The organism is Bradyrhizobium sp. PUT101 (assembly GCF_052043945.1).
In the GTDB taxonomy this organism is placed as follows: domain Bacteria; phylum Pseudomonadota; class Alphaproteobacteria; order Rhizobiales; family Xanthobacteraceae; genus Bradyrhizobium.
The window spans coordinates 2,809,934-2,829,985 of record NZ_CP197207.1 but is presented as its reverse complement, the minus strand read 5'-3'; the positions used below and the strand labels follow the sequence as shown (position 1 = coordinate 2,829,985).

General features: G+C 63.2%; 26 protein-coding genes. 20 read left to right on the top strand and 6 right to left on the bottom strand.

Translation table 11 applies throughout. The features are described 5' to 3' along the window. Positions 1–140 precede the first annotated feature (140 nt). The 16 genes from ACSHT2_RS14010 (at position 141) to ACSHT2_RS13935 (ending at position 11,563) form a co-directional block, all read left to right on the top strand. The gene (locus ACSHT2_RS14010) at positions 141–734 is read left to right on the top strand and encodes a GNAT family N-acetyltransferase (protein ID WP_440642082.1); all 594 of its coding nucleotides are present in this window, start codon (positions 141–143) and stop codon (positions 732–734) included. Between the two features lie 224 nt (positions 735–958). Continuing rightward, positions 959–2,605: a GMC family oxidoreductase gene (locus ACSHT2_RS14005; RefSeq protein WP_440642081.1), complete on the top strand. Its 1,647-nt coding sequence runs from the start codon at positions 959–961 to the stop codon at positions 2,603–2,605. 98 nt (positions 2,606–2,703) lie between these two features. Next, positions 2,704–2,961: a BrnT family toxin gene (locus ACSHT2_RS14000; RefSeq protein WP_440642080.1), complete on the top strand. Its 258-nt coding sequence runs from the start codon at positions 2,704–2,706 to the stop codon at positions 2,959–2,961. Then, on the top strand, positions 2,948–3,241 hold the full coding sequence (locus tag ACSHT2_RS13995; protein WP_271530967.1) for a BrnA antitoxin family protein: 294 nt from the start codon (positions 2,948–2,950) through the stop codon (positions 3,239–3,241). The genes ACSHT2_RS14000 and ACSHT2_RS13995 overlap by 14 nt, the downstream gene beginning before the upstream one ends. A gap of 505 nt (positions 3,242–3,746) precedes the next feature. After that, positions 3,747–4,169, top strand: coding sequence for a helix-turn-helix transcriptional regulator (locus ACSHT2_RS13990; RefSeq protein WP_440642079.1), 423 nt, complete (start codon positions 3,747–3,749; stop codon positions 4,167–4,169). A gap of 3 nt (positions 4,170–4,172) precedes the next feature. Continuing rightward, the gene (locus tag ACSHT2_RS13985) at positions 4,173–5,057 is read left to right on the top strand and encodes a hypothetical protein (protein ID WP_440642078.1); all 885 of its coding nucleotides are present in this window, start codon (positions 4,173–4,175) and stop codon (positions 5,055–5,057) included. Continuing rightward, positions 5,054–5,437: a hypothetical protein gene (locus ACSHT2_RS13980; protein ID WP_440642077.1), complete on the top strand. Its 384-nt coding sequence runs from the start codon at positions 5,054–5,056 to the stop codon at positions 5,435–5,437. Before ACSHT2_RS13985 ends, ACSHT2_RS13980 begins: the two co-directional genes overlap by 4 nt. Before the next feature lie 65 nt (positions 5,438–5,502). Beyond that, positions 5,503–7,773 carry an AAA family ATPase gene (locus ACSHT2_RS13975; RefSeq protein WP_440642076.1) on the top strand — a complete coding sequence of 757 codons (2,271 nt, stop codon included), beginning with the start codon at positions 5,503–5,505 and terminating at the stop codon, positions 7,771–7,773. Between the two features lie 157 nt (positions 7,774–7,930). After that, positions 7,931–8,191: a hypothetical protein gene (locus ACSHT2_RS13970; protein WP_440642075.1), complete on the top strand. Its 261-nt coding sequence runs from the start codon at positions 7,931–7,933 to the stop codon at positions 8,189–8,191. Next, entirely contained in the window at positions 8,175–8,465 is a 291-nt protein-coding gene (locus ACSHT2_RS13965) for a hypothetical protein (RefSeq protein ID WP_440642074.1), read from the top strand. The genes ACSHT2_RS13970 and ACSHT2_RS13965 overlap by 17 nt, the downstream gene beginning before the upstream one ends. Positions 8,466–8,514: 49 nt before the next feature. Next, entirely contained in the window at positions 8,515–9,564 is a 1,050-nt protein-coding gene (locus ACSHT2_RS13960; protein WP_440642073.1) for a phage major capsid protein, read from the top strand. After that, entirely contained in the window at positions 9,558–10,037 is a 480-nt protein-coding gene (locus ACSHT2_RS13955; RefSeq protein WP_440642072.1) for a hypothetical protein, read from the top strand. The genes ACSHT2_RS13960 and ACSHT2_RS13955 overlap by 7 nt, the downstream gene beginning before the upstream one ends. Positions 10,038–10,095: 58 nt before the next feature. Next, on the top strand, positions 10,096–10,284 hold the full coding sequence (locus ACSHT2_RS13950) for a hypothetical protein (RefSeq protein ID WP_440642071.1): 189 nt from the start codon (positions 10,096–10,098) through the stop codon (positions 10,282–10,284). Between the two features lie 101 nt (positions 10,285–10,385). After that, positions 10,386–10,721 carry an HNH endonuclease gene (locus tag ACSHT2_RS13945; RefSeq protein ID WP_440642070.1) on the top strand — a complete coding sequence of 112 codons (336 nt, stop codon included), beginning with the start codon at positions 10,386–10,388 and terminating at the stop codon, positions 10,719–10,721. Positions 10,722–10,934: 213 nt separating this feature from the next. After that, positions 10,935–11,195 carry a hypothetical protein gene (locus tag ACSHT2_RS13940; protein WP_440642069.1) on the top strand — a complete coding sequence of 87 codons (261 nt, stop codon included), beginning with the start codon at positions 10,935–10,937 and terminating at the stop codon, positions 11,193–11,195. A gap of 2 nt (positions 11,196–11,197) precedes the next feature. Further along, positions 11,198–11,563: a hypothetical protein gene (locus ACSHT2_RS13935; RefSeq protein WP_440642068.1), complete on the top strand. Its 366-nt coding sequence runs from the start codon at positions 11,198–11,200 to the stop codon at positions 11,561–11,563. Between the two features lie 488 nt (positions 11,564–12,051). Here the strand turns inward: ACSHT2_RS13935 and ACSHT2_RS13930 are convergent, their stop codons facing one another. Both ACSHT2_RS13930 and ACSHT2_RS13925 read right to left on the bottom strand, forming a co-directional pair. Further along, positions 12,052–12,240 carry a hypothetical protein gene (locus ACSHT2_RS13930; protein WP_440642067.1) on the bottom strand — a complete coding sequence of 63 codons (189 nt, stop codon included), beginning with the start codon at positions 12,238–12,240 and terminating at the stop codon, positions 12,052–12,054. A gap of 321 nt (positions 12,241–12,561) precedes the next feature. After that, a complete protein-coding gene (locus ACSHT2_RS13925; RefSeq protein WP_440642066.1) occupies positions 12,562–12,765 on the bottom strand; it encodes a hypothetical protein in 204 nt (67 codons plus the stop codon). Positions 12,766–12,866: 101 nt separating this feature from the next. Here ACSHT2_RS13925 and ACSHT2_RS13920 point away from each other — a divergent pair, with 101 nt between their 5' ends. After that, positions 12,867–13,019, top strand: coding sequence for a hypothetical protein (locus ACSHT2_RS13920; protein WP_440642065.1), 153 nt, complete (start codon positions 12,867–12,869; stop codon positions 13,017–13,019). Positions 13,020–13,048: 29 nt separating this feature from the next. Here the strand turns inward: ACSHT2_RS13920 and ACSHT2_RS13915 are convergent, their stop codons facing one another. From ACSHT2_RS13915 to ACSHT2_RS13905, 3 genes are all read right to left on the bottom strand, one after another. Next, a complete protein-coding gene (locus tag ACSHT2_RS13915; protein ID WP_440642064.1) occupies positions 13,049–14,461 on the bottom strand; it encodes a tyrosine-type recombinase/integrase in 1,413 nt (470 codons plus the stop codon). Between the two features lie 724 nt (positions 14,462–15,185). Beyond that, positions 15,186–16,028: an AAA family ATPase gene (locus ACSHT2_RS13910; protein ID WP_440642063.1), complete on the bottom strand. Its 843-nt coding sequence runs from the start codon at positions 16,026–16,028 to the stop codon at positions 15,186–15,188. A gap of 94 nt (positions 16,029–16,122) precedes the next feature. Then, on the bottom strand, positions 16,123–16,368 hold the full coding sequence (locus tag ACSHT2_RS13905; protein ID WP_028179892.1) for a GlsB/YeaQ/YmgE family stress response membrane protein: 246 nt from the start codon (positions 16,366–16,368) through the stop codon (positions 16,123–16,125). A gap of 155 nt (positions 16,369–16,523) precedes the next feature. Here ACSHT2_RS13905 and ACSHT2_RS13900 point away from each other — a divergent pair, with 155 nt between their 5' ends. The 3 genes from ACSHT2_RS13900 (at position 16,524) to sseA (ending at position 19,224) form a co-directional block, all read left to right on the top strand. Further along, on the top strand, positions 16,524–17,699 hold the full coding sequence (locus ACSHT2_RS13900; protein ID WP_440642062.1) for a vWA domain-containing protein: 1,176 nt from the start codon (positions 16,524–16,526) through the stop codon (positions 17,697–17,699). A 124-nt stretch (positions 17,700–17,823) separates the two neighbouring features. Next, entirely contained in the window at positions 17,824–18,237 is a 414-nt protein-coding gene (locus tag ACSHT2_RS13895) for a rhodanese-like domain-containing protein (RefSeq protein ID WP_028179894.1), read from the top strand. Positions 18,238–18,369: 132 nt separating this feature from the next. After that, positions 18,370–19,224, top strand: a complete 855-nt coding sequence (sseA, locus tag ACSHT2_RS13890) for a 3-mercaptopyruvate sulfurtransferase (protein WP_440642061.1) — start codon at positions 18,370–18,372, stop codon at positions 19,222–19,224. An 18-nt stretch (positions 19,225–19,242) separates the two neighbouring features. On the opposite strand, the gene ACSHT2_RS13885 is transcribed toward sseA, so the two are convergent. After that, on the bottom strand, positions 19,243–19,983 hold the full coding sequence (locus tag ACSHT2_RS13885; protein ID WP_440642060.1) for a hypothetical protein: 741 nt from the start codon (positions 19,981–19,983) through the stop codon (positions 19,243–19,245). Between the last annotated feature and the right edge of the window lie 69 nt (positions 19,984–20,052).

Genomic DNA, 20,052 nt, shown 5'->3' with positions numbered 1-20,052 from the left:
CGCGCCTTTGGCGCGCGTCTCGAAGGGCTAGGCCACCGGCCGGGCCTTCATCCTTCGAGACGCGCGTTCCGCGCTCCTCAGGATGAGGATCTGGCAGTGCGGGCTGGTTCGCCGCACAATGACAAAGGAGAAAGTCTCAAATGCCCTGGCCCGACCCCATCACCCTGCGCGGACAGCACGCCCGTCTGGAGCCGCTGTCGCATCAGCATCGCGAGGGGCTGGCCGCGGCCGTCAGGGACGGCGAACTATTCAAGCTCTGGTACACTGCGGTCCCGACGCCTGAGAGCATGGCCAAGGAGATCGACCGCCGCCTGGGGCTCCAGTCCGCGGGCTCGATGCTGCCGTTCACCGTGTTCGATGCCGGCGGCAGGATCGTCGGCATGACCACCTACATGAACATCGATGCCGCCAACCGCCGCGTCGAGATCGGCTCAACCTGGTACGCAAAGAGCGCGCAGCGCGGCCCTCTCAACACGCAGTGCAAGCTTCTGCTGCTGCGCCATGCCTTCGAGACCCTGAACTGCATCGCGGTCGAGTTCCGCACGCATTTCTTCAACCACCAGAGCCGCCGCGCCATCGAGCGCCTGGGTGCCAAGCAGGACGGCATTCTGCGCAGCCACCAGATCGCGCCGAACGGCACGCTGCGTGACACCGTGGTCTACAGCATCACCGCCGCCGAATGGCCGACGGTGCAGGCGCATCTGGAATTTCAACTCAACGACAAGCCGCGCTAGAATAGATGCCTTCTGATCGATACGAGCTCGCCGCGATGGTTCTCACCTCTCCCCGGAGGGGAGAGGTCGATTTGCGCAGCAAATCGGGCGAGGGGGCTCCGGTCCCACGAGAGACCGCACCCCTCACCCGGCGCTCCGCGCCGACCTCTCCCTATGGGAGAGGTGATCGCGAGCGCGGCAGCAGTTCAACTAAATCAATTGAACGATAAGGCGGCCGAAGCACCATGGACAGATTCGATTACGTCATCGTCGGCGCGGGCTCCGCCGGTTGCGTGCTCGCCAGCCGGCTGAGCGAAGATCGCAACACCAGCGTCTGCGTGCTCGAGGCGGGCCCGAGGGACTGGCACCCCTACATCCATTTGCCGGCGGGCTTCATCAAGACCTTCCACATGAAGAGCATCAACTGGGCCTATCAGCAGGAGCCGGGGCCCTGGACTGGCGGGCGCAGCATCTACGCGCCGCGCGGCAAGACGCTCGGCGGCTCGTCCTCCATCAACGGCCACATCTACAATCGCGGCCAGCGCATGGATTTCGACACCTGGGCGCAGATGGGCAATCGCGGCTGGGGCTATGCCGACGTGCTGCCGTACTTCCGGCGGCTGGAGAAGCGCGTCGGCGAGGGCGAGGACACTTATCGCGGCCGCGAGGGCGGCCTCACGGTCACCACCATGGACTGGCGCGATCCGCTCTGCGAGGCCTTCATGGAGGGCGCGGTCTCGCTCGGCATTCCCCGCAATCCCGATTACAACGGCAAGACGCAGGAAGGCGTTTCCTACTGCCAGCGCACCATCAACAACGGCCTGCGCGTCTCCGCGGCTACCGCGTTCCTCAAGCCGGCGATGAAGCGGCCGAACGTGCATGTGCACACGCATGCGCACGCGACCGAGATCATCTTCGAGGGCAAGCGCGCCGTCGGTGTGCGCTACATGAAGGGCGGCCGCGGCGGTACGCCGATCGAGGTGCGCGCCAACAAGGAGGTGATCCTCTCCGGCGGCAGCTATAATTCGCCGCAGCTTTTGCAGCTCTCGGGCATCGGCTCGCCGGATCTGTTGCAGCAGCACGGCATCGCGGTGCGTCACGCGCTCCCCGTCGGCGAGGGTCTGCAGGACCATTACGCCCCGCGCACGGTGGCGCGGGTCAAGGACATCAAGACCATCAACGAGCTCCGCCGCGGCCTCTCGCTCTGGATCGAGGCGCTGAAATGGGCGACCGCGCGCCGCGGCCTGCTGTCGCTGTCGCCGACCATGGTCTATTGCTTCTGGCATTCCGGCGAGAGTGCGGAGAGCTCAGACCTCCAGCTCACCTTTACGCCCGCGAGCTACAAGGAGGGCGTGCAGGGCCAGCTCGAGGACGACCCCGGCATGACCGTGGCGTCCTGGCAGCAGCGCCCGGAGAGCCGCGGCTACGTCCGCATCCGCTCCTCTGATCCGTTCGCGCCGCCGATCATCCAGACCAACTATCTCGACGCCGAGCTCGACCGCCGCGTCGTCGTCGGCGGCATGAAGCTCGCGCGCCGTCTGCTGAAGAGCGCACCGCTGTCGCCCTATTACGCCTACGAGGATTTCCCCGGCCCGAACGTCAACACCGACGACGAATTCCTGCACGCCGCCACCGAGCGCGGCACCACCACCTTCCACCCCGGCTGCACCTGCCGCATGGGCCCGGCGGATTCCACCTGGGCGGTGGTCGACGACCAGCTCCGCGTCCATGGGCTGGAGGGCCTCCGCGTCATCGACGCCTCGGTGATGCCGCGCATGATCTCGGCGAACCTCAACGCCTCAACCATGATGATCGCCGACCGCGCCTCCGACCTGATCCGCGGCAAGGCGCCGATGGAAGCCGCGCGGATTCCGGATGCTGCGGTGGCGTGAAGCTGCGCGAGCTCCATTGATGCTCGCCAACTGGCGGTCTCATATTTTGTAGCTACAGGATGTTGACGTTGGACTAAATAGTAGCTACATTATGCCGGATGAAAATTGTCTGGGATGAACCGAAGCGGCTCGCCAATCTCGACAAGCACGGGCTGGACTTCGCCGATCTCGACGAGTCATTCTTCGACCGTGCGCTGGTTGTCCCCTCGCACAAGAGCAAACGCTGGGTCGCGATCGGCGTGAACATTCGCGGCGTCATCGTTGTCGTGTTCGCCCGGCTGGGGCGAGAGGGTGTCAGCATCATCAGCATGCGGCCCGCGAGTCGTAGCGAAAGGAAACTCTATGCCGAGCGCTAGGAAGAAATCTGGCTATACCAAGAGAGATCTGCTTGCGGTCAGCGACAATCCTGAACTGACAAAGGCGGATTTCGCCAAGGCCCGGCCGTTCTCTGAAGTCTTTCCTGATCTCAGCGCATCCATCCGGAAAGGGCGCGGTCCGAACAAGGCGCCGACGAAGAAGCTCGTCTCGTTGCGCCTAAGCCCGGAGGTTGTCGAGCATTTCAAGTCGACCGGGCCGGGCTGGCAATCGCGGATCGATGAGACCTTGCGCAAGGCGGTCAAGCGCAAGGCCTCGTGACGGCCAATCTGGGCGACGCGGAGCTGTCCGGGGCTTGAGGCGCCGAACGACCGGTCATTCTTGTCCCGTCGGGCAAAACACCCCGCACCCCGTCAACCCCTCTCCGCAAAAATATTCCACTTTACCGAAATTACGGCATAGATCGAAACAGCCCGGCCCGACGAAGAGGGGCGGTTCGCGAGTCGTTCGAAACGCGGGCCGGGTTGCGGTGGACGCGGCAGCGTCGGCACGAGATGGTGCGGGCAGGGCGGGTAGTCCCTGTGAGCCCGAAACCGCGTGCGGACGGACGGCGCTGAATGCGTACGGCAAAACCGTGTGGACTTGGCGTCAACCCCGTTTTCCCGGTGTTTTTGCATGGTCTTGCCAGCTGGGCCCTATTAGGCCCTTGTTTCACCATCGGTCGCCGGACCGAAACAAAATGCAAAAAGTGGTCGATAACTTTGCGCCGGAGGATTGATCTGGCCTTATTGATTAGCTCCGCACGAAAACCGTGGGAGCCCAAGCGATGCGAAAGACGCCCCGCCCCGCCCCGACCGTCAAGGCGAAATTCGAAACCGCCAAGGTCAAGGGCAAGCTGATCAGGGAAGATCAGGACGCCAAGCACAGCACCGCCCGGCGGATTCATCGACCACAAAGCAAGAGCGGTGGCGGCGAAGACGACGATAGCCCTGTGGTAGAGCGTCCGCGCCGGATGCTGACGGTCGAGCAGGTCTTGGCCATCGTCCCGGTCGGTAGAACAACACTTTGGCGCATGGAGAGGCGCGGCAGTTTTCCGCCCAGCACATACATCAGCCGAAACCGCGCCGTCTGGTACGAGGACGAGATCATCGCTTGGCAGAATCAAGTCGACGAGCGGGTTGCGAACCGCCGTCGTGGGCCGGGTCGTCCTCGCAAGCGCCGCACTGAGCGCGAGCAGGCGGAGGCGTGAATCATGGCCGACGAGTATTTTCAAACAGGATCGAAAAAGGGTCGTGGCCGGTCGCAGCGGTCGAAGAACCTGATTCAGGCGATGTACGACATCGCGGAAGACGCCCAACCAATCACAGGGCGAGGCGTTGGCTACAAACTGTTCTCGCTGGGCCTCATCCCGTCGATGAGCACGAATAGCATGCAGGGCGTCTATCGCCTGCTGAAATTGGCCCGGGAAGAAGGGACCATACCCTGGGAGTGGGTTGTCGATGAGACGCGCGAGCTGGAGCAAGTCTCAACTTGGGACGATCCGGCATCCTTCGTTCGTTGCGTGGCTCGTTCCTACCGGCGGGACTTCTGGATTCAACAGCCGGAGCGCGTCGAGGTCTGGTCTGAGAAGGGCACGGTTCGCGGTGTGCTGCAGCCCGTGCTCGATGAGTATGGCGTTGGCTTCCGTGTCATGCATGGGTTCGGCAGCGCCACCATCATCAACGACGTGTCAAGATGCGACGATGCTCGACCCCTGACCATTCTCTACATTGGCGATTATGATCCAAGCGGGATGTGGATGTCGGAGCACGACATCCCCGACCGCCTAGAGCGCTATGGCGGCAACCACATCTTCGTCAGGAGAATTGCACTGCTTCGCGGTGACTGCGATCTGCTCGGACGGAAGCCTGCGTTCAATCTGAAAGAGAAGAAGAAGGACCCACGCGCGCCATGGTTTCGAAAAACCTATGGGCAGTTGTGCTGGGAGTTGGACGCGATGGACCCGAACGATCTGCGCGACCGCGTTGATGCTGAAATCCAAACGCATATCGAGCCTGAGGCGTGGGAGCGCTGCCGGATCGTCGATCAAGCCGAGCGTGAATCTCTGCGCCACGTTCTGGACAAGTGGAATCAATGACCACCAACCCGGCTGCACGCACACTGCACCCAAGCCCCGGCATCGTCCGGGGCTTTTTAGTCAGGGAAGCTGACAACGGAAGTCGAATGGATCATCAAATGGCCTACCAATATCTGCAAGTCGTCGCTCGTCGCCCCAAGCCCGTTCGCATCTACCACTGGCTGAACAGGCAGTTTGCGCGACTCGAATCCATGGTCGCCACGGTCGAGCAGACGCGCGCCAGCGACATTGACATGGTCAGCGATATGCAGCTGGCGACGCTGGTCACCGCGCTACGCAGCACGGCCAATCACATCGAGGCTGGCATCAAGCAGCGCGCCGAACAACGCCGGACGGCCCACGTTCGCCAACTCGACACAAAGAACAACCGCCCGGCGTGAGCAGCGCCGGACGGTTTTATTTTCTTTGAGCAAGAAGGACATCCATCGCCAGAAGGAAATCCACGATGGAAAAATATCATCCGGACGCGGTCGATTCAAGCAGCAATCCATTTCTGCGGTACGCCGCGCAGGTCGAAGAGATCAAAGCCAACGCGCTCGAAGATGCGGTGGCCGAGCCGTCGGTCGCAGTGGCGTTCATCAGAGCCATGTTCGCCGATACCACAGAGGCGCCGATCTACATCTGCACTCTGCCCAATGATCGGCATGACCGCAAAGAACCAGTCGAACGTTCAGCCAGAACCAACGTCGGGAGTCGCATCAGAAGTTTCATAGACAAGTGGGATCGGCCCGGACGCGCCTTATACTTCTGCACCGGCATCGTCGAGCGCGACGCCAAACGCGAGAAGGCCAACATCGTCCAGACGGTCGGCCTGCACGCCGACATCGATTTCAAGGACATCGACGACACTCGCGCTGATGTGGAGCGCAAGTTGTCGACGAGGTTGCGCTATCCGCCGAGCATCTTGGTGTTCTCTGGCGGCGGCGTCCACGCCTACTGGCTGTTCAAGGAAGCGCTCGACACACAGGCTAACATCGAGAGAATCGAGTCTGCGTTGCGCCAGCTTGCCGACGTCGTCGGCGGTGATCTGCAAGTCTGCGAAGTCTCGCGCCTGATGCGCTTGCCCGGCACCCATAACACCAAGCACGGTGCTTGGACCGAGGTGCAGGTCATCAACGAAACTGGCGCGCGCTATGAGCTGGACGATCTGGAGGAATGGCTTTCCGAGCAGAGCCCGATCATCCTGCGCAAGTCGCGGGAGCCTGCGAAGACCGCAGGGCAGGACAACGTCTATCTGCAGTACGCACGTGAGCACGCCTACAAGCCGCTGATCGATGTCGAACAGCGTCTCACCAACATGATGTACATGGGCGGCGGAGAAAACAGCATCCACACCACGCAGATATCGGTGACTGCCTCGCTGCTGAATCGCGGTGTGCCGATTGATGACGTGGTTGCCATCGTGATGGGAGCGACCCGCGCTGCAGCCGGTGAATACGGCAAGCACTGGAATTGGAAGCGTGAGGAGCGCGCCGTGCGCAAGATGAGCGAGACCTGGATCAAGAAGCATCCGGAGGTCGAGCAACAGCCACCGTTGGCGCAAGAAGCTGAACAGGAATATCCACCGGTCAAGGTGCCGGTAGAGATCATCATGGCGACGCCCTATAAATGGGTCGACCCAAAGACCATGCCACGCCGCGATTGGCTCTACGGTCGTCGACTGATCCGCAGATATCCGACGGCGACCATCGCGGCCGGTGGCACCGGCAAGACCTCGTTGCTGATTGCAGAAACACTGGCGATGGTGTCAGGTCAGCCGTTGCTTGATCAACGGCCGTCAGACAGACTGCGCGTCTGGCTGTGGAATCTGGAGGACCCGCGCGAAGAGATCATTCGTCGCGTCCAAGCTGGAGCCGATCTCTACGGGTTGAATGCGGACGATATCGGAGATCGGCTGTTTCTCGATGTCGGTCGCGAGAAGCCGCTGATCGTGGCGAGAATGCTGCCGCGTACCGGCGTTGCGATCATTCGACCTATCGTCGACGCGCTCATTGCCGAGATCAAGCGCAGGGAAATCGACGTCCTGATCATCGATCCGTTCGTGAGTTGCCATCAGGTCACCGAGAACGACAACAACGCCATCGATAGCGTCGTGAAGCAATGGGGCCGGGTCGCCGAGGAAGGCAACTGCGCCGTCGAGCTGGTGCACCATGTTCGGAAAGGTGAGCAGGAAGTCACAGTTGAGAGCGCGCGCGGCGGCGGCTCATTCGGCGATGCCTGCCGCATGGTCCGCGTAGTCAACAGGATGACGAAGCAAGAGGCTCAGGCGGCCGGTATCAAGGATAGTCAGCGAGCCTACTTCCGGACCTACATCGATAAGAACAACCTCGCCCCTCCGGCTGAGGCGTCGGACTGGTTCAAGATCGAGAGCATCGACCTCGGCAATGGTCCTAACGGGCCGGTCGGCGGCGACAGCGTCGGCGTGGTCACCACATGGAACTATCCGAAGCCGCTCGACGGGATGACGGGGGCCGACTTCGAGAGGGTCGCCGCCGCGATCCGGTCCGGGCAGTGGCGCCGGGACAGCCAAGCCGCCTCGTGGGTCGGCTATGCGGTGGCCAAGGCGCTGGAACTGGACCTGCTGAACGAGGCGGCTAAGGCCAAGGTGAAAGGGCTGCTGAAGGTCTGGCTGGGCACCGGCAGCTTGGTTGTGGTCAGGCGTCAAGACCCTCAGCGGAAGGCCAAGGACTACGTCGAGGTGGCCGACGATGCCTAGTTTGCGCCACCTCGAAAATCCATTCTCGACCTGCGTTGCGCCACCGTCACCTCCTAGAGGAGGAGGTGACGTGGCGCACGGCATTGCGCCACCTTGCGTCACCTCTGCGTCACCTTGGGTGACGCAAGGTGGCGCAAACCAATGAGGAGCCCAAATCATGCCCGGCATCCACGTCACCAAAGAACAGGCCCGCGCCTATGAACGCCGCCGCGCCCGGCACCGCCGCGAGTGGGTCAAGCGGCGCGAGGGTAGCGAAGGCCCGGCCGGGCCGTGCCGCCGGATTTCGCCTGAGGACAGCGTGACGGTGCTTGGTGTGGTCGAGAGGCCCGAGGACACCGGCCCGGCCGAACGAACGCGCCAGCGCGGCTCTGGCGGGCCGCAGGAGGCCTTAGGAGCTGAGGATGGCCCGGAAGCTTAGCAACTCGCCCACGGCCGTCCGCAAGCGCCGGGAACGCGACCGCGAGAACAAGGGGCGCAAGCCGCTGATCACTGACCCGAGATGGGCACTGTTGTGCGATGCGCTGAAAGTGTTCGCACGGGTATCGGAGATCGATCCCCGGCACCCGGCGTTGGCAAAGGCGATCAGGGCAATTCAGACCCTGCCGGGATGGGAAGACGATTCCGAGCTACTGAGCACCATCGTAACGGCGATTGTCGACGAATGGGCAAAACACTGGGCCCGTAGCGAATAGTGTCACAGCGTGACGCCGCAGCCGAATGTTCGGGCTTATGCTGCGCGGCATGCTGAAGCCATTCATCCCTGATCGAACCATCCGCTCGCGTCCGTCCGACGCCGTGATCCGCGCCGTCGTCGCGAGTGCCCGCAACGTCACCGACGCCCGAGGGATCGGTGCCGAGCGCACTGCGACCACGCTCTATCCGGGCCAGCAAGGCGTCATCGACATCATCACCAAAGGCACGGTCACGCCAACCACGTCGAGCGCCGATCTCACCCGGCAGGCCATCACCGATCTGCTGATCAACGCGGGCGGCGCGACTTCCGGTCTCGCACAACGCGCGCTGTCGCTGCAGTTCGATGGCACGCAGAGCATCTTGATCCCGACGCTGGCAGCGAGCGGTGATCATGCGACTTTCGTCGCCGAGGCTGGCACAATTCCAATTCGCCAACTCGCCATCGATGGCGCGCTGATCACGCCGTTCAAGCTGGCATGTGCGTTCCTGCTGACGCGTGAGCTGATCGAAGGATCGCCAATCAATGCCGAGCAGGTCATCCGCGCGCTGATCAATCGATCCATCGCGCTGGGTTGGGACACTGCCGTCCTCTCTGCCGACGCCGCGACAGCCTTGCGTCCGGCTGGTGTCTTGAACGGCATCGCCGCGCTCCCCGCCACGGCAGGCGGCGGTCAAGTCGCTGCGGTTACCGATCTCGCCGCGCTGGCTGCTGCCGTCGGTCCGGTCGCCGGATCACAACTCGCGTTCGTCTGTTCGTTGAGCAGCGCGATCAAGATCGCCGCCTATGTGCCGAGCCTCGCGTTTCCGGTTCTCGTTTCTGCAGCCGTTGACGATGATACTGTCATCGCAATTGCGGTAGGTGCATTCGCGACCGCAGCCAATCCCGAGATCAGCGTGGACGTATCGCGCGAAGCCGTGGTGCATGCGGAGGACACGACGCCGCTCGCCATCGGCACGGCAGGAAATCCGAACGCGATTGCTGCACCGGCTCGCTCGCTCTGGCAAACGGACACGCTCGGCATTCGGCTTACGATGCGCTTGTCGTGGGCGCTGTGTGCCAGCGGTGCGGTCGCGTGGACCGAGAATATTACGTGGTGATCGTCATGGATGCAGATCAGATTCTCGAACGCGCACGCACCACGCTCCACCGGCTCGCGGATTTCAAGGTTGAGCATCGTTTAGACGATGAGCTATTGCGGCGCGACTGGATTCCGCCGCGACTGCGCAAACCAGAGCAGCCAGCGTCGGGCTTGATCTTCAAGGACGCGCCGCAGGAGCCGCCACCACCTCCCGCGAACGAACTCGTCGACATCGACTATTTGCAGCGCGCGATGGAATCGATGGCCTCGGTTCTCGGCGAGGAAGTTGCGCTGATCGAGACGCGTATCGTTGAGCGGCAGAGCGATGAGATCGCGGCATTGCGCGATCTGGTGGAGACGCTGCGCACCCAGCTGGCCGATCTCGCCAACACGGTCAACGATCAGCAATCCCGGATCGATGCGCTCGAAAGCGACATCGCCGATGTGGTCGACCGCGCTGTCAAACAGATGAGAAAATCGAATGCCGCATGATCACCTCGAATCCGCGCGGCGCGCTGTTCGGTTGCTACCATCGTCCGAGCGAGCCGCGATGCTGATCACGTCTGTCACTCCGGATGAGGGCAGCGCGATGGACTTCTTGATCAAGCTGCTCGGCCTAGTCGAGAAAATGGCGAGCGGCCTTGGCGTCACGCGAAAATGGCGGTTGTCCGAATTGTTGCGCGATGCGGCTGATCGGCTCGAAGCCGCGAGCGGTGAGCGCGAATGGCATTTCGACTGACACCAATCGCCGGGTGTCCTGTTTCGCCCGGCGCGCGGCCCGGTGCCCATTCCGCTCAGCCATGTCGTGGGCGCCGGGTCGCGACGGTTCGGAGGCAAACGATGGCCTTTTATGATGATGTGGAGCGCTGGCGCGGCTCGGCTCGGTGGCGCCGACGCGTTCGCTTCCAACTCGCCACAAACCCGCTGTGCCGGATGTGCGCGGAGCAAGGCGTGGTCACCGCCGCAACGATTGTCGACCATGTCATTCCGCATCGTGGCGATCAGCAACTGTTCTGGCTCGGTGAATTGCAGTCGCTGTGCGCCTCGCATCATAGCAAGGACAAGCAGCAGATTGAGACGCAAGGTTTCTCGACTGCGATTGGTGCTGATGGGCTTCCGCTCGACGCGAGGCATCCATTCTATCAAGAAAGCAAAACATGGCCGGGGGGCGAGTAATTCTTTTTACCGCAGCTGACGGTTTCACGCGGCCCGCAGCACGAATTTTGCTAAACGTCCAGTTTTCCGAAACACGAGGTCAGGTCCAAAGCGATGCGAAACCGAGGCCGACAATCCGCCGCGTCCTTGATCTCACTCCCGGTCACCGGCTCGCCAGCGCGCTTGACCCCGCCATCATCGCTGACGAAGGCCGAGCGAGCGCTGTTCATCGAGTTGGTCGGCAGCGTTGATCACCGGCATTTCGTCAAGAGCGATGTTTTGCTGATCGTCAGCTACATCCAAGCTGCGATGCTGGCGCGAAGTCTGGCGCGCAAGCCGACCCGGATCAAGGAATGGGAGTTGGCGGTTCGTGCGCAGTCGGCACTGGCGGTGAAGTTGAGGTTGACGCCGAGCAGTCGGTCAGATCACAAGACCATCGCGCGCCGCCTGCCTGAACGCGACGGACCTTTCCCTTGGGAGAAGGAGGAGAATTGATCATGCGCCCACATACCCGCGCCGATCACGCTGTTTCTTGGATCGAAAGGTTCTGTCTCTCTCCGTCTGGCGACACGCGCGGCCAGCAGGTCGCATTGACCATCGACGAGGTCAACACCATGCGCCGCATCTACGACAACGGCGAGCGCGTGCCGGTCACCGGACGGCTTGCTGCGTTCCTGTCTTTGCTGCACTTGGCCGGGCCTGAAGCGCTAGTGAAGGACAACGGTCCGCCGACCGACGTCGCGACGAATTCGTTCACAGTGTGGAGTGCAAGCGGACCTCGACTGCGTGACGTGCTCGAACGTCAAGGGGAGCGTGTAGTATGTCGCGAGCTGGGCACAAGCTATCCCCCGAGGGCGGCGTGAAACCAACTGGGGCTCAAGCCCCAGTTGCCAAGCGCACCGGCCGTTGACGGCATAGGAGCAACACACCATTGGTCGCGGTAGGAGTTCCCAACGAGAACATCTATCGAGTGTCGGAAAGACATCGGCCGCGCTGGTGAAGGAAGCCAGAGGGTGCTGGCCGGGCGCGGTGATCAGGGCGGGCGGATTGCTGGCCGCGATGAAGGCAAACGGCGAGCGTGACGCTGGCAAGTGGTGGCGATAGGAAAATCACGGTCGCAGGCAGCTACCGTGATCGCGCCCCGACCCTCGCCGGTCGCGCCGAAGCCGGGCGGGCCGTTCACGGTCCAAGCGGTCAAGCGTGTAGGCGCGCGAGTTACCCTGCTCAGGCTTGATAATGACATTGTCATCATCAGACCTGTGGACATGCTTCGCGCCTGTCACCGCCCGGCGCCATTCCTTCAAGCTTCAGAATTTCGGCCGCACCTCCGCGCCGCGCCTGCCTGCGGACGTCAGGAGGAATTGTCTTTGCTTGCCGATGGTTCTATTGCCCGCTCAACTTCGTCTGCCAATGTGTTGAGATGTTCGGCCAACCGCGAGAACAACTCTCGCTTTTTGGGCTCTGTCGCGAGATCGCGGATCAGGGCGCATTCGGCCGCATCTGTGCGTAGCTTCTCCGCTTGGGTCCGCATGTCCTTCATTGATCGCCCCATCGTTGGGAAGGTGAAGAGCCGAGGAAGGGTTGTCCGAGGCGGCAGATACTCGTTTTGTTCGAGGACTGTTCTTACCTAGTAGAACTACGGTGTCCGACGGCGGACACCCGCCTGCAGCAATGTCAGCCGCTTCGTTACGGCCCTACGCCGTCGCCCTGGCACGGTCGGGAGCGAACCTTGAAGCTTGCCACCCGTCTATCAAGCAGCCAAAGCTCAGCGCTCTGATCGGTCACCAATTGCCCGGCGCGAAGCATCGCCGCCCGGTCGTTTGGACAGTTCAGATCGTGGCGGTCTACGATGTGCCCGCTCTCATCCAGAATATAAAGCCGGTAGCCTGGCATCGGCGCCGATCCACTCGCGCAATGTGGTCAGAAACGTCCGCGCGTTGACGGTGTCGTGTCCCTTCCGCTCCAGCCCCGCTATCATGGCCTCTTGCTTGGCAACGTGACCCGCACCGAGCGCGACGTGGCGCTCGACCATAGCCAAATCCCTGAGGAGCGTGTCGTGGTCCATGTGCCCTTCTAGAGCGCGGCGGGAGCGGACGATTGATCTGGATCAGTGTTCCTTTGATCCACGTCAACGGCCCCCCCTCAGCCCTCCGCAACGATCCCGCCATGACCCCGAACGACGAACCACCGCCCCCAAAGCCCGCGCCCAAGCCGACCGGAGGCAAGGCGCGGCGCATGGAGGAGGCGCTACGAAACATCGAGGAGTACGCCGACGACCTGCGGGAGCTGATCAGGAAGCTCCGGCGGCGGCTGCATTGACGGTGGCGCGGCGGCTCGCGGAGACCCTATCAAGCCGCCTCCCGCAGCCCCGCATCCACCGTCCCCACGATCCGCCGCAGCTCGGCCGCGATGCCGTCGAGCACGGCCCGCTTTTCTTTCATCCGCTTCGAATGGTTGTAGACCTTGCCGGTGACAGTCGGCACCATGACCTCGGCCTTCTTGCTCGCGGCATGGTCGAGACATTTGGCGATCCACGCATCGTCAAAGCCGAGATCGCCCGCCAAGGTCGCCGCCGTCCGGCGCAGATCGTGCGGCGTGAACCGCTTCAACCCTAGCAGCTCGCACAGGCCGGGCGTCTTGGTCTTGCCCTTGCATTTTTCGTTCATGGTGCCGCGCAGCGCGTCGGCCATCGCCTTGCGGTGCAGCGGCTGACCCGGATAGACCGGGCTTTCGAACACGTATCCTTGATCGTCGCTGGTCAGAGCTTCCCGGATGATCTCGACTGCGAGGCTGGGCAACGGCTGCTGGATGACCCGGCGCTTCTTGACCCGCTTCAACGGCACGTCAAAGCGGGCGTGCGTGCCGTCGAGATCGAACAGCTCGTCCCGGTGCGCGCCGAGCAGCTCACGCGACCGCAGCATGGTCACCAGCTCGAACTTCAGCGCCAGCCGGGTGCGGCGGTCCCAAGGCAGGTCGGCGCGGTCGAGCCCATGCCAGAAAATCCTGATCTCGTCTTCGGACAGCACCCGCGTGCGCGGATGCTCCGGGTCGAGCTTGGGCAGGTTGATGCAAGGGGAGGCGGTGACGTAGTCGCGGCCCGCTTCCGCCGCCCAGTTGAACAGGCCCGATGCGGCTTTTCGCATGTGGCGCGCATTGCTGACCGATGGCTTGCCGAATTTGCCCGCGACGATGTCATTGGAGAGTGTCGCGATGTCCTGCTTGGTGACCTCGGTGGCCAGCTTCTTGCCCAGCCGGGGACTGAGGAAGCGGCGCAGATGGCTGGCGACGGTTTCCCAGCTCTCGATTCGGGGCCGCATCTCGCCGTCCGGTTTCTTGACCTTGGTCTTCATCCAGTCGATGCGCTCCGCAATGATGTCGTCGACCGTCCGGCCGCGCTTGGTCTTCAGCACCTTCTGCAGTCGCAGGTCTTCGGCGATGTTCTCGCCGTTGCCGAGCCGCGCCTTGAGAGCGTAGACGACGCTGCGGGCGTGCTCAACCCGGAAGGTCTCAGGGTTGTAGACTCCTAGCCATTTGGAGGGCTGCTTGCCGGTCATCCGATCAGTGAACTTGAAGTAAAAGGTCGTGACGCCTGCCGGGATCATGTCGGCATATAGGCCACGAGCCTTGCGGTCGTATTTTTTGATGCGTTCGGTGACGCGCTGCTCGCACATCCGGTCGGTCAGGATGACGCCGCCACGGCGGGTGCGCTTCTCAACTGAGCCGTTTGGCTCAGTTGTTTCGGTGATGCTGACGGTGGTCATGTGCGTTGTGTCCTGCTTTGGCTTAGGGCCCGGCCCTAGATTTGGCGAAGCCCGCAGAAACAGCCCGCATCAAGCCTAATCAGAATGGCCTGATTTCATAGGGTTTTCTTAGTTTCGGCGTGTTTCACCCAATGCCAAAATAAGGACGTGTGGTCCTGGCCGTCGTTGCTACGGTCAAGCCTTTGCGAAGATGCGCGCGAGCCCAACCGGGCAGACGGCATCGCCAATTCGCAGGGCGAGGGAGGCCAGAGGGAAAGTTCGGCTCCCGGGAGAGCACGGCATAAGCCGTCCGACCACTGCGCAGGGAAGGCCGTGTGATTGGCACCACCTGTATGCTGCTGTGCAGTTTCTCTGCGCTACATTCGCGCAGCAGACCGCGGGTGCTGGGTCAGCACCCGGCCTTCCCTGCGCCCTCTTTCTTTTGGGGCGATGGAATGGAGCAAAGCTCGGGCGGAATGCGCCGCGAGGCTGCGAAGGTGTGTCTGCAATCAAGATGCGAGTCGGAGAACGACGCCGTTGCCCCTTGCTCCGCTCGCAATGACGATGTGGAGCAGGCGCTTGCCACACTCTCACTGTCATCGCCCGGCTTGACCGGGCGATCCAGTATTCCAGAGGCGGCTGTGATGGAGCCGAGAGGCTGCAGCGTACTGGATTCCCCGCCTTCGCGGGGAATGACACCAATGTTTGGAGCGACAGCGGAGCGCTATCGCAAGTGAGCCCGAGCCTACACTTCCCTTCTGCTCAGAAACGCCAGCCGCTCGAACAGATGCACGTCCTGCTCGTTCTTGAGCAACGCGCCGTGCAGCGGCGGGATCAGCTTGCGCGGGTCGCGTTCGCGCAGTTGCTCGACGCTCATGTCCTCGTTCAGCAGCAGCTTGAGCCAGTCGAGCAGCTCGGAGGTGGACGGCTTCTTCTTCAGGCCGGGCACCTCGCGCACCTCGAAGAAGATGCGCAGCGCTTCTTCGACCAGGCGCTTCTTGATGCCGGGGAAGTGGACGTCGATGATGCGGCCCATCGTGTCGGCGTCGGGGAACTTGATGTAGTGGAAGAAGCAGCGGCGCAGGAAGGCGTCCGGCAGCTCCTTCTCGTTGTTGGAGGTGATCATCATGATCGGGCGCTGCTTGGCCTTGATCGTCTCGCCGGTCTCGTAGACATGGAATTCCATGCGGTCGAGCTCGAGCAGGAGGTCGTTGGGGAATTCGATGTCGGCCTTGTCGATCTCGTCGATCAGCAGCACCGGGCGCTGCTCGGCGGTGAAGGCTTCCCACAGCTTGCCGCGCTTGATGTAGTTCTTGATATCGGACACGCGGGCATCGCCGAGCTGGCTGTCGCGCAGGCGCGACACCGCGTCGTATTCATAGAGGCCCTGCTGCGCCTTGGTGGTGGACTTGATGTGCCAGGTGAGCAACGGCGCGTTCAGCGCCTTCGCCACTTCCTCCGCCAGCACCGTCTTGCCGGTGCCGGGCTCGCCCTTCACCAGGAGAGGCCGCTCGAGCACGATCGAGGCATTGACGGCGACCTTGAGATCGTCGGTCGCAACATAGTCCTTGGTGCCGGTAAATTTCATCGCGCGTCCTTGTTGGTCGTCGTCGTGAGGCAATGCCTTGGTCACGACAAGCGAACGGCCGCACATGGCGGCCGTTCCTGGTTCGGTCAGGCCTTCAGACCCGTTTTATCAGCGAAAGGATGACCAGCACAATCACCGCGCCGATCGTGGCGTCCACGATGGCACCGACCGTGCCGGTGGCGAGCTGGATGTGCAGCTGGGGCAGCACCCAGCCCGCAACCAGTGCGCCGATGATGCCGACGACGATGTTGCCGACCAGCCCAAATCCCGCCCCGTGGACAATCTTGCCCGCGAGCCAGCCTGCGATCGCGCCAATGATGAGCGCTGCGAGAATTCCCATTTGCGAACGTCCCCAAAACAACCCCGTGAGGTGGCAATTCTAGAGCAAAAAGGCGTCGGGTCCACCCGCGCTCGCGATTTCGCTTCACCTCTCCCCGGCGAGCAGAAGGTGGAGCGCCCCTTGACGTCGGCCACCCGACGGGCAATCTGTCTTCCATGTTCCTGCAATTCTTCACCTCTCTGCGCGACGCGCAGGTCCCCGTGACGCTGCGCGAATACCTCACGCTGATGGAGGCGCTCGACGCCGACCTTGCGGACTACACGGTCGAGAATTTCTACTATTTGTCGCGCGCCTCCCTGGTGAAGGACGAGCGCAACCTCGACAAGTTCGATCGCGTCTTCGGCACGGTGTTCAAGGGGCTGGAAAGCCTGCTCGAGGCCATGGACAAGGCGGAGATCCCCGAGGAGTGGCTGAAGAAGCTCGCCGAGAAGTACCTGACGGAAGAAGAGAAGAAGCAGATCGAGGCCATGGGCTGGGACAAGCTCATGGAGACCCTGAAGAAGCGCCTCGAGGAGCAGAAGGGCCGGCACCAGGGCGGCTCGAAATGGATCGGCACCGCCGGCACCTCGCCGTTCGGCGCCCACGGCTACAATCCCGAAGGCGTGCGCATCGGTCAGGAGAAGAACCGCAATAACCGCGCCGTGAAGGTGTGGGACAAGCGCGAGTTCAGGGATCTCGACGGCAATGTCGAGCTCGGCATCCGCAACATCAAGGTGGCGCTGAGGCGCCTGCGCAAATTCGCGCGCACCGGCGCGCCCGACGAGCTCGATCTCGACACCACCATCCGCGAGACCGCCAATCACGGCTATCTCGACGTGCACATGCGCCCCGAGCGGCGCAATGCGGTGAAGCTGCTGGTGTTCTTCGACATCGGCGGCTCGATGGACGCGCATATCGAGCAGGTCGAGGAGCTGTTCTCGGCGGCGAAGAGCGAGTTCAAGCACATGGAGTATTTCTACTTCCACAACTGCCTCTATGAGGGCGTGTGGAAGCAGAACAAGCGCCGCTTCACCGACCGCACGCCGACCTGGGACGTGCTGCACAAATATCCGCACGACTACAAGGTCGTGTTCGTCGGCGACGCCTCGATGTCGCCCTACGAGATCATGGTGCCCGGCGGCTCGGTCGAGCACGTCAACGAGGAGCCCGGCTCGGTCTGGCTCGACCGCATCATCCGCACCTATCCGCATGCGGTGTGGCTGAACCCGGTGCAGCAGAAGCACTGGGACTATTCGGAATCGACCACCATCATCCGCCGCATCTTCGCCAACCGCATGTATCCGATCACGATCGAGGGGCTCGAAGGTGCGATGAAGGAATTGACGCACTAGCTCCCGCCGTCATTCCGGGGCTCGCGAAGCGAGAGCCCGGAATCCATCGGGCCGCAGCGCGTGTAGAGAAATGGATTCCGGGTTCGCGCTACGCGCGCCCCGGAATGACAAGAGGGAGAACCATATGCCCCAGACCATCACCCGCGGCATCAAGGCGCTGATCGACGAGGCCAATGCCGAGATCGAGACGCTCACCGCCAAGGACGCCATCGAGATCTCCAAGAACGGCGATGTCGTCATCGTCGACATCCGCGACCCCCGCGAGATCGAGCGCGACGGCCGTATCCCCGGCGCTTTCGCCTGCACCCGGGGCATGCTCGAATTCTGGATCGATCCGCAGAGCCCGTACGCCAAGCCGATCTTCCAGGAGGACAAGAAATTCGTCTTCCACTGCGCCGGCGGCCTGCGCTCCGCGCTCGCGGCCAAGACCGCGCAGGACATGGGCCTCAAGCCCGTCGCGCACATCGCCGGCGGCTACGCCGCCTGGCGCGACGCCGGCGGTCCGACGGAGAAATGGGAGCCGAAGAAGAAGGGGTGAGGGCTTCTCTCTCTCACCGTCATTCCGGGGCGCCCGAAGGGCGAGCCCGGAATCCATTCATCGACCGACACTGCCGCACGATGGATTCCGGGTTCGTGCTGCGCACGCCCCGGAATGACAAGGAAATAGCGAATGACGGCCACCGACCCCCTCGTCTCGACCGAATGGCTCGCCGCCCACAGGGGCGACGCCAACGTCAAGATCCTCGACGCCAGCTTCAAGCTGCCCGGCGTGCTGCCGCTGCCGAAGGACGACTATCTCGCCGCGCATCTGCCGGGTGCGGTGTTCTTCGACGTCGATGCGGTGTCGGATCATTCCAATCCGCTGCCGCACATGTTTCCGAGCGCCGAGCAGTTCGGCCGCGACATCGGCCATCTCGGCATCTCCAATGCCGATACCGTCGTGCTCTACGATGCCGGCGGCTGGGTCGCCGCGCCGCGCGCCTGGTGGATGTTCCTGTCCTACGGCCACGGCAATGTGCGCATCCTCAATGGCGGCCTGAAGAAGTGGCGTGCCGAGGGCCGCCCCGTCGAGAGCGGCGAGGTCAAGCCGAAGCCTGCGACGTTCAAGGCCAGCTATGATTCAAACCGCGTGCGCAGCATGCAGCAGCTGATCGCCAATGTCGAAAGCCGCAGGGAGCAGGTGATCGATGCGCGCGCCGCCGACCGTTTCGAGGGCCGCGCGCCCGAGCCGCGGCCGGGCATCCGCTCCGGGCACATCCCAGGCGCTCGCAACGTGCCGTATAATCTCCTGTTCGACGCCGCGACCGGCGAGATGAAGCCGCTCGAGGACCTCCGCGCTGCCTTCGCGGGCGCCGGCGTCAAGCTCGATGCGCCGATCGTGACGAGCTGCGGCTCGGGCGTATCGGCCGGCGTGCTGACGCTCGCGCTCTATCGGCTCGGCATCGCCGACACGGCGCTCTATGATGGGTCGTGGTCGGAATGGGGCCAGGCCGGCGGCCCGCCGATCGCGACGGGGCCGGCGTGAGATCGTCGCGGTGAAGCGTCAGCGCGTGCGCGCGGTCGTCGTTGTAGCAAAAGCTGGCTGTCCAAACGGATCGAGCTGCTGCTGCAACTGCTGAGGCTGCGGACGTCGCACCACGCGGTGCCGCTTCTTCGCCTGCGCCTTGCGTTTCGTCGCCTTGCTGTCGGAGGCGCTGCTATCCGACTTGTTGCTCTCGGCCTTGGCCTTCGCCGGCGGCTCCTTCACGGCCGTCGTGACGTCGAGCGCCGAGGAGGCGAGGGCGGCACTGGGGTCAGCAGGCGCCGGCTCGCTGGCGGTTGCGGCAGGCTTGGCCTCGGGGACCGAGGCCGTGGTATCGGCCGGGGTCAGCGTGTCGGTGGAAGCCGGCGCTGCGGCTTCCACGGTTGCTTCGGGCTCGGCTGGTTCGACAGCCGAGACTTCGGCCGGGGGCGCAACGGCCTGAGGCTGCGGATCGGCTTCGGCCGTCAGCGCGGCCACCTGCTCGGGCTCGCTCGCCGGCAGCCCGATGGTCGGCACCTGGTCGCGCAGGGACGGCGCCGGCTCGGCGGTCACCTCCGGCTCGATGCGCAATACCGCGAGCACAGGCCGGGCCGGTTCGGGGCTCTGAGCAAACACCTGCTCCTGCGGGCCATTCCGCCAGGCGGGGTTGCTGACATACTGCTGATGGGTCGCCCGCAGCAGCGCGGCGGCTCCCAGGCCGAACACCAGGATGGAGGTTGACAACAGGATCGCGGCAAACAGGAAGCGAAAGCCGGGAAGCATCGAGCGATTGCGAATTTCCGCCCCAGCGGCGACGTGACCGGGGGCCCAAGAGGCATCTGAACGCGGTGT

Excerpts from the sequence above, each read along its gene's own strand:
- ACSHT2_RS14010 (WP_440642082.1), top strand. The coding sequence starts at position 141 with ATGCCCTGGCCCGACCCCATCACCCTGCGCGGACAGCACGCCCGTCTG.
- ACSHT2_RS14005 (WP_440642081.1), top strand. The coding sequence starts at position 959 with ATGGACAGATTCGATTACGTCATCGTCGGCGCGGGCTCCGCCGGTTGC.
- ACSHT2_RS14000 (WP_440642080.1), top strand. The coding sequence starts at position 2,704 with ATGAAAATTGTCTGGGATGAACCGAAGCGGCTCGCCAATCTCGACAAG.
- ACSHT2_RS13995 (WP_271530967.1), top strand. The coding sequence starts at position 2,948 with ATGCCGAGCGCTAGGAAGAAATCTGGCTATACCAAGAGAGATCTGCTT.
- ACSHT2_RS13990 (WP_440642079.1), top strand. The coding sequence starts at position 3,747 with ATGCGAAAGACGCCCCGCCCCGCCCCGACCGTCAAGGCGAAATTCGAA.
- ACSHT2_RS13985 (WP_440642078.1), top strand. The coding sequence starts at position 4,173 with ATGGCCGACGAGTATTTTCAAACAGGATCGAAAAAGGGTCGTGGCCGG.
- ACSHT2_RS13980 (WP_440642077.1), top strand. The coding sequence starts at position 5,054 with ATGACCACCAACCCGGCTGCACGCACACTGCACCCAAGCCCCGGCATC.
- ACSHT2_RS13975 (WP_440642076.1), top strand. The coding sequence starts at position 5,503 with ATGGAAAAATATCATCCGGACGCGGTCGATTCAAGCAGCAATCCATTT.
- ACSHT2_RS13970 (WP_440642075.1), top strand. The coding sequence starts at position 7,931 with ATGCCCGGCATCCACGTCACCAAAGAACAGGCCCGCGCCTATGAACGC.
- ACSHT2_RS13965 (WP_440642074.1), top strand. The coding sequence starts at position 8,175 with ATGGCCCGGAAGCTTAGCAACTCGCCCACGGCCGTCCGCAAGCGCCGG.
- ACSHT2_RS13960 (WP_440642073.1), top strand. The coding sequence starts at position 8,515 with ATGCTGAAGCCATTCATCCCTGATCGAACCATCCGCTCGCGTCCGTCC.
- ACSHT2_RS13950 (WP_440642071.1), top strand. The coding sequence starts at position 10,096 with ATGCTGATCACGTCTGTCACTCCGGATGAGGGCAGCGCGATGGACTTC.
- ACSHT2_RS13945 (WP_440642070.1), top strand. The coding sequence starts at position 10,386 with ATGGCCTTTTATGATGATGTGGAGCGCTGGCGCGGCTCGGCTCGGTGG.
- ACSHT2_RS13935 (WP_440642068.1), top strand. The coding sequence starts at position 11,198 with ATGCGCCCACATACCCGCGCCGATCACGCTGTTTCTTGGATCGAAAGG.
- ACSHT2_RS13930 (WP_440642067.1), bottom strand. The coding sequence starts at position 12,240 with ATGAAGGACATGCGGACCCAAGCGGAGAAGCTACGCACAGATGCGGCC.
- ACSHT2_RS13925 (WP_440642066.1), bottom strand. The coding sequence starts at position 12,765 with ATGGACCACGACACGCTCCTCAGGGATTTGGCTATGGTCGAGCGCCAC.
- ACSHT2_RS13920 (WP_440642065.1), top strand. The coding sequence starts at position 12,867 with ATGACCCCGAACGACGAACCACCGCCCCCAAAGCCCGCGCCCAAGCCG.
- ACSHT2_RS13915 (WP_440642064.1), bottom strand. The coding sequence starts at position 14,461 with ATGACCACCGTCAGCATCACCGAAACAACTGAGCCAAACGGCTCAGTT.
- ACSHT2_RS13910 (WP_440642063.1), bottom strand. The coding sequence starts at position 16,028 with ATGAAATTTACCGGCACCAAGGACTATGTTGCGACCGACGATCTCAAG.
- ACSHT2_RS13905 (WP_028179892.1), bottom strand. The coding sequence starts at position 16,368 with ATGGGAATTCTCGCAGCGCTCATCATTGGCGCGATCGCAGGCTGGCTC.
- ACSHT2_RS13900 (WP_440642062.1), top strand. The coding sequence starts at position 16,524 with ATGTTCCTGCAATTCTTCACCTCTCTGCGCGACGCGCAGGTCCCCGTG.
- ACSHT2_RS13895 (WP_028179894.1), top strand. The coding sequence starts at position 17,824 with ATGCCCCAGACCATCACCCGCGGCATCAAGGCGCTGATCGACGAGGCC.
- sseA (WP_440642061.1), top strand. The coding sequence starts at position 18,370 with ATGACGGCCACCGACCCCCTCGTCTCGACCGAATGGCTCGCCGCCCAC.
- ACSHT2_RS13885 (WP_440642060.1), bottom strand. The coding sequence starts at position 19,983 with ATGCTTCCCGGCTTTCGCTTCCTGTTTGCCGCGATCCTGTTGTCAACC.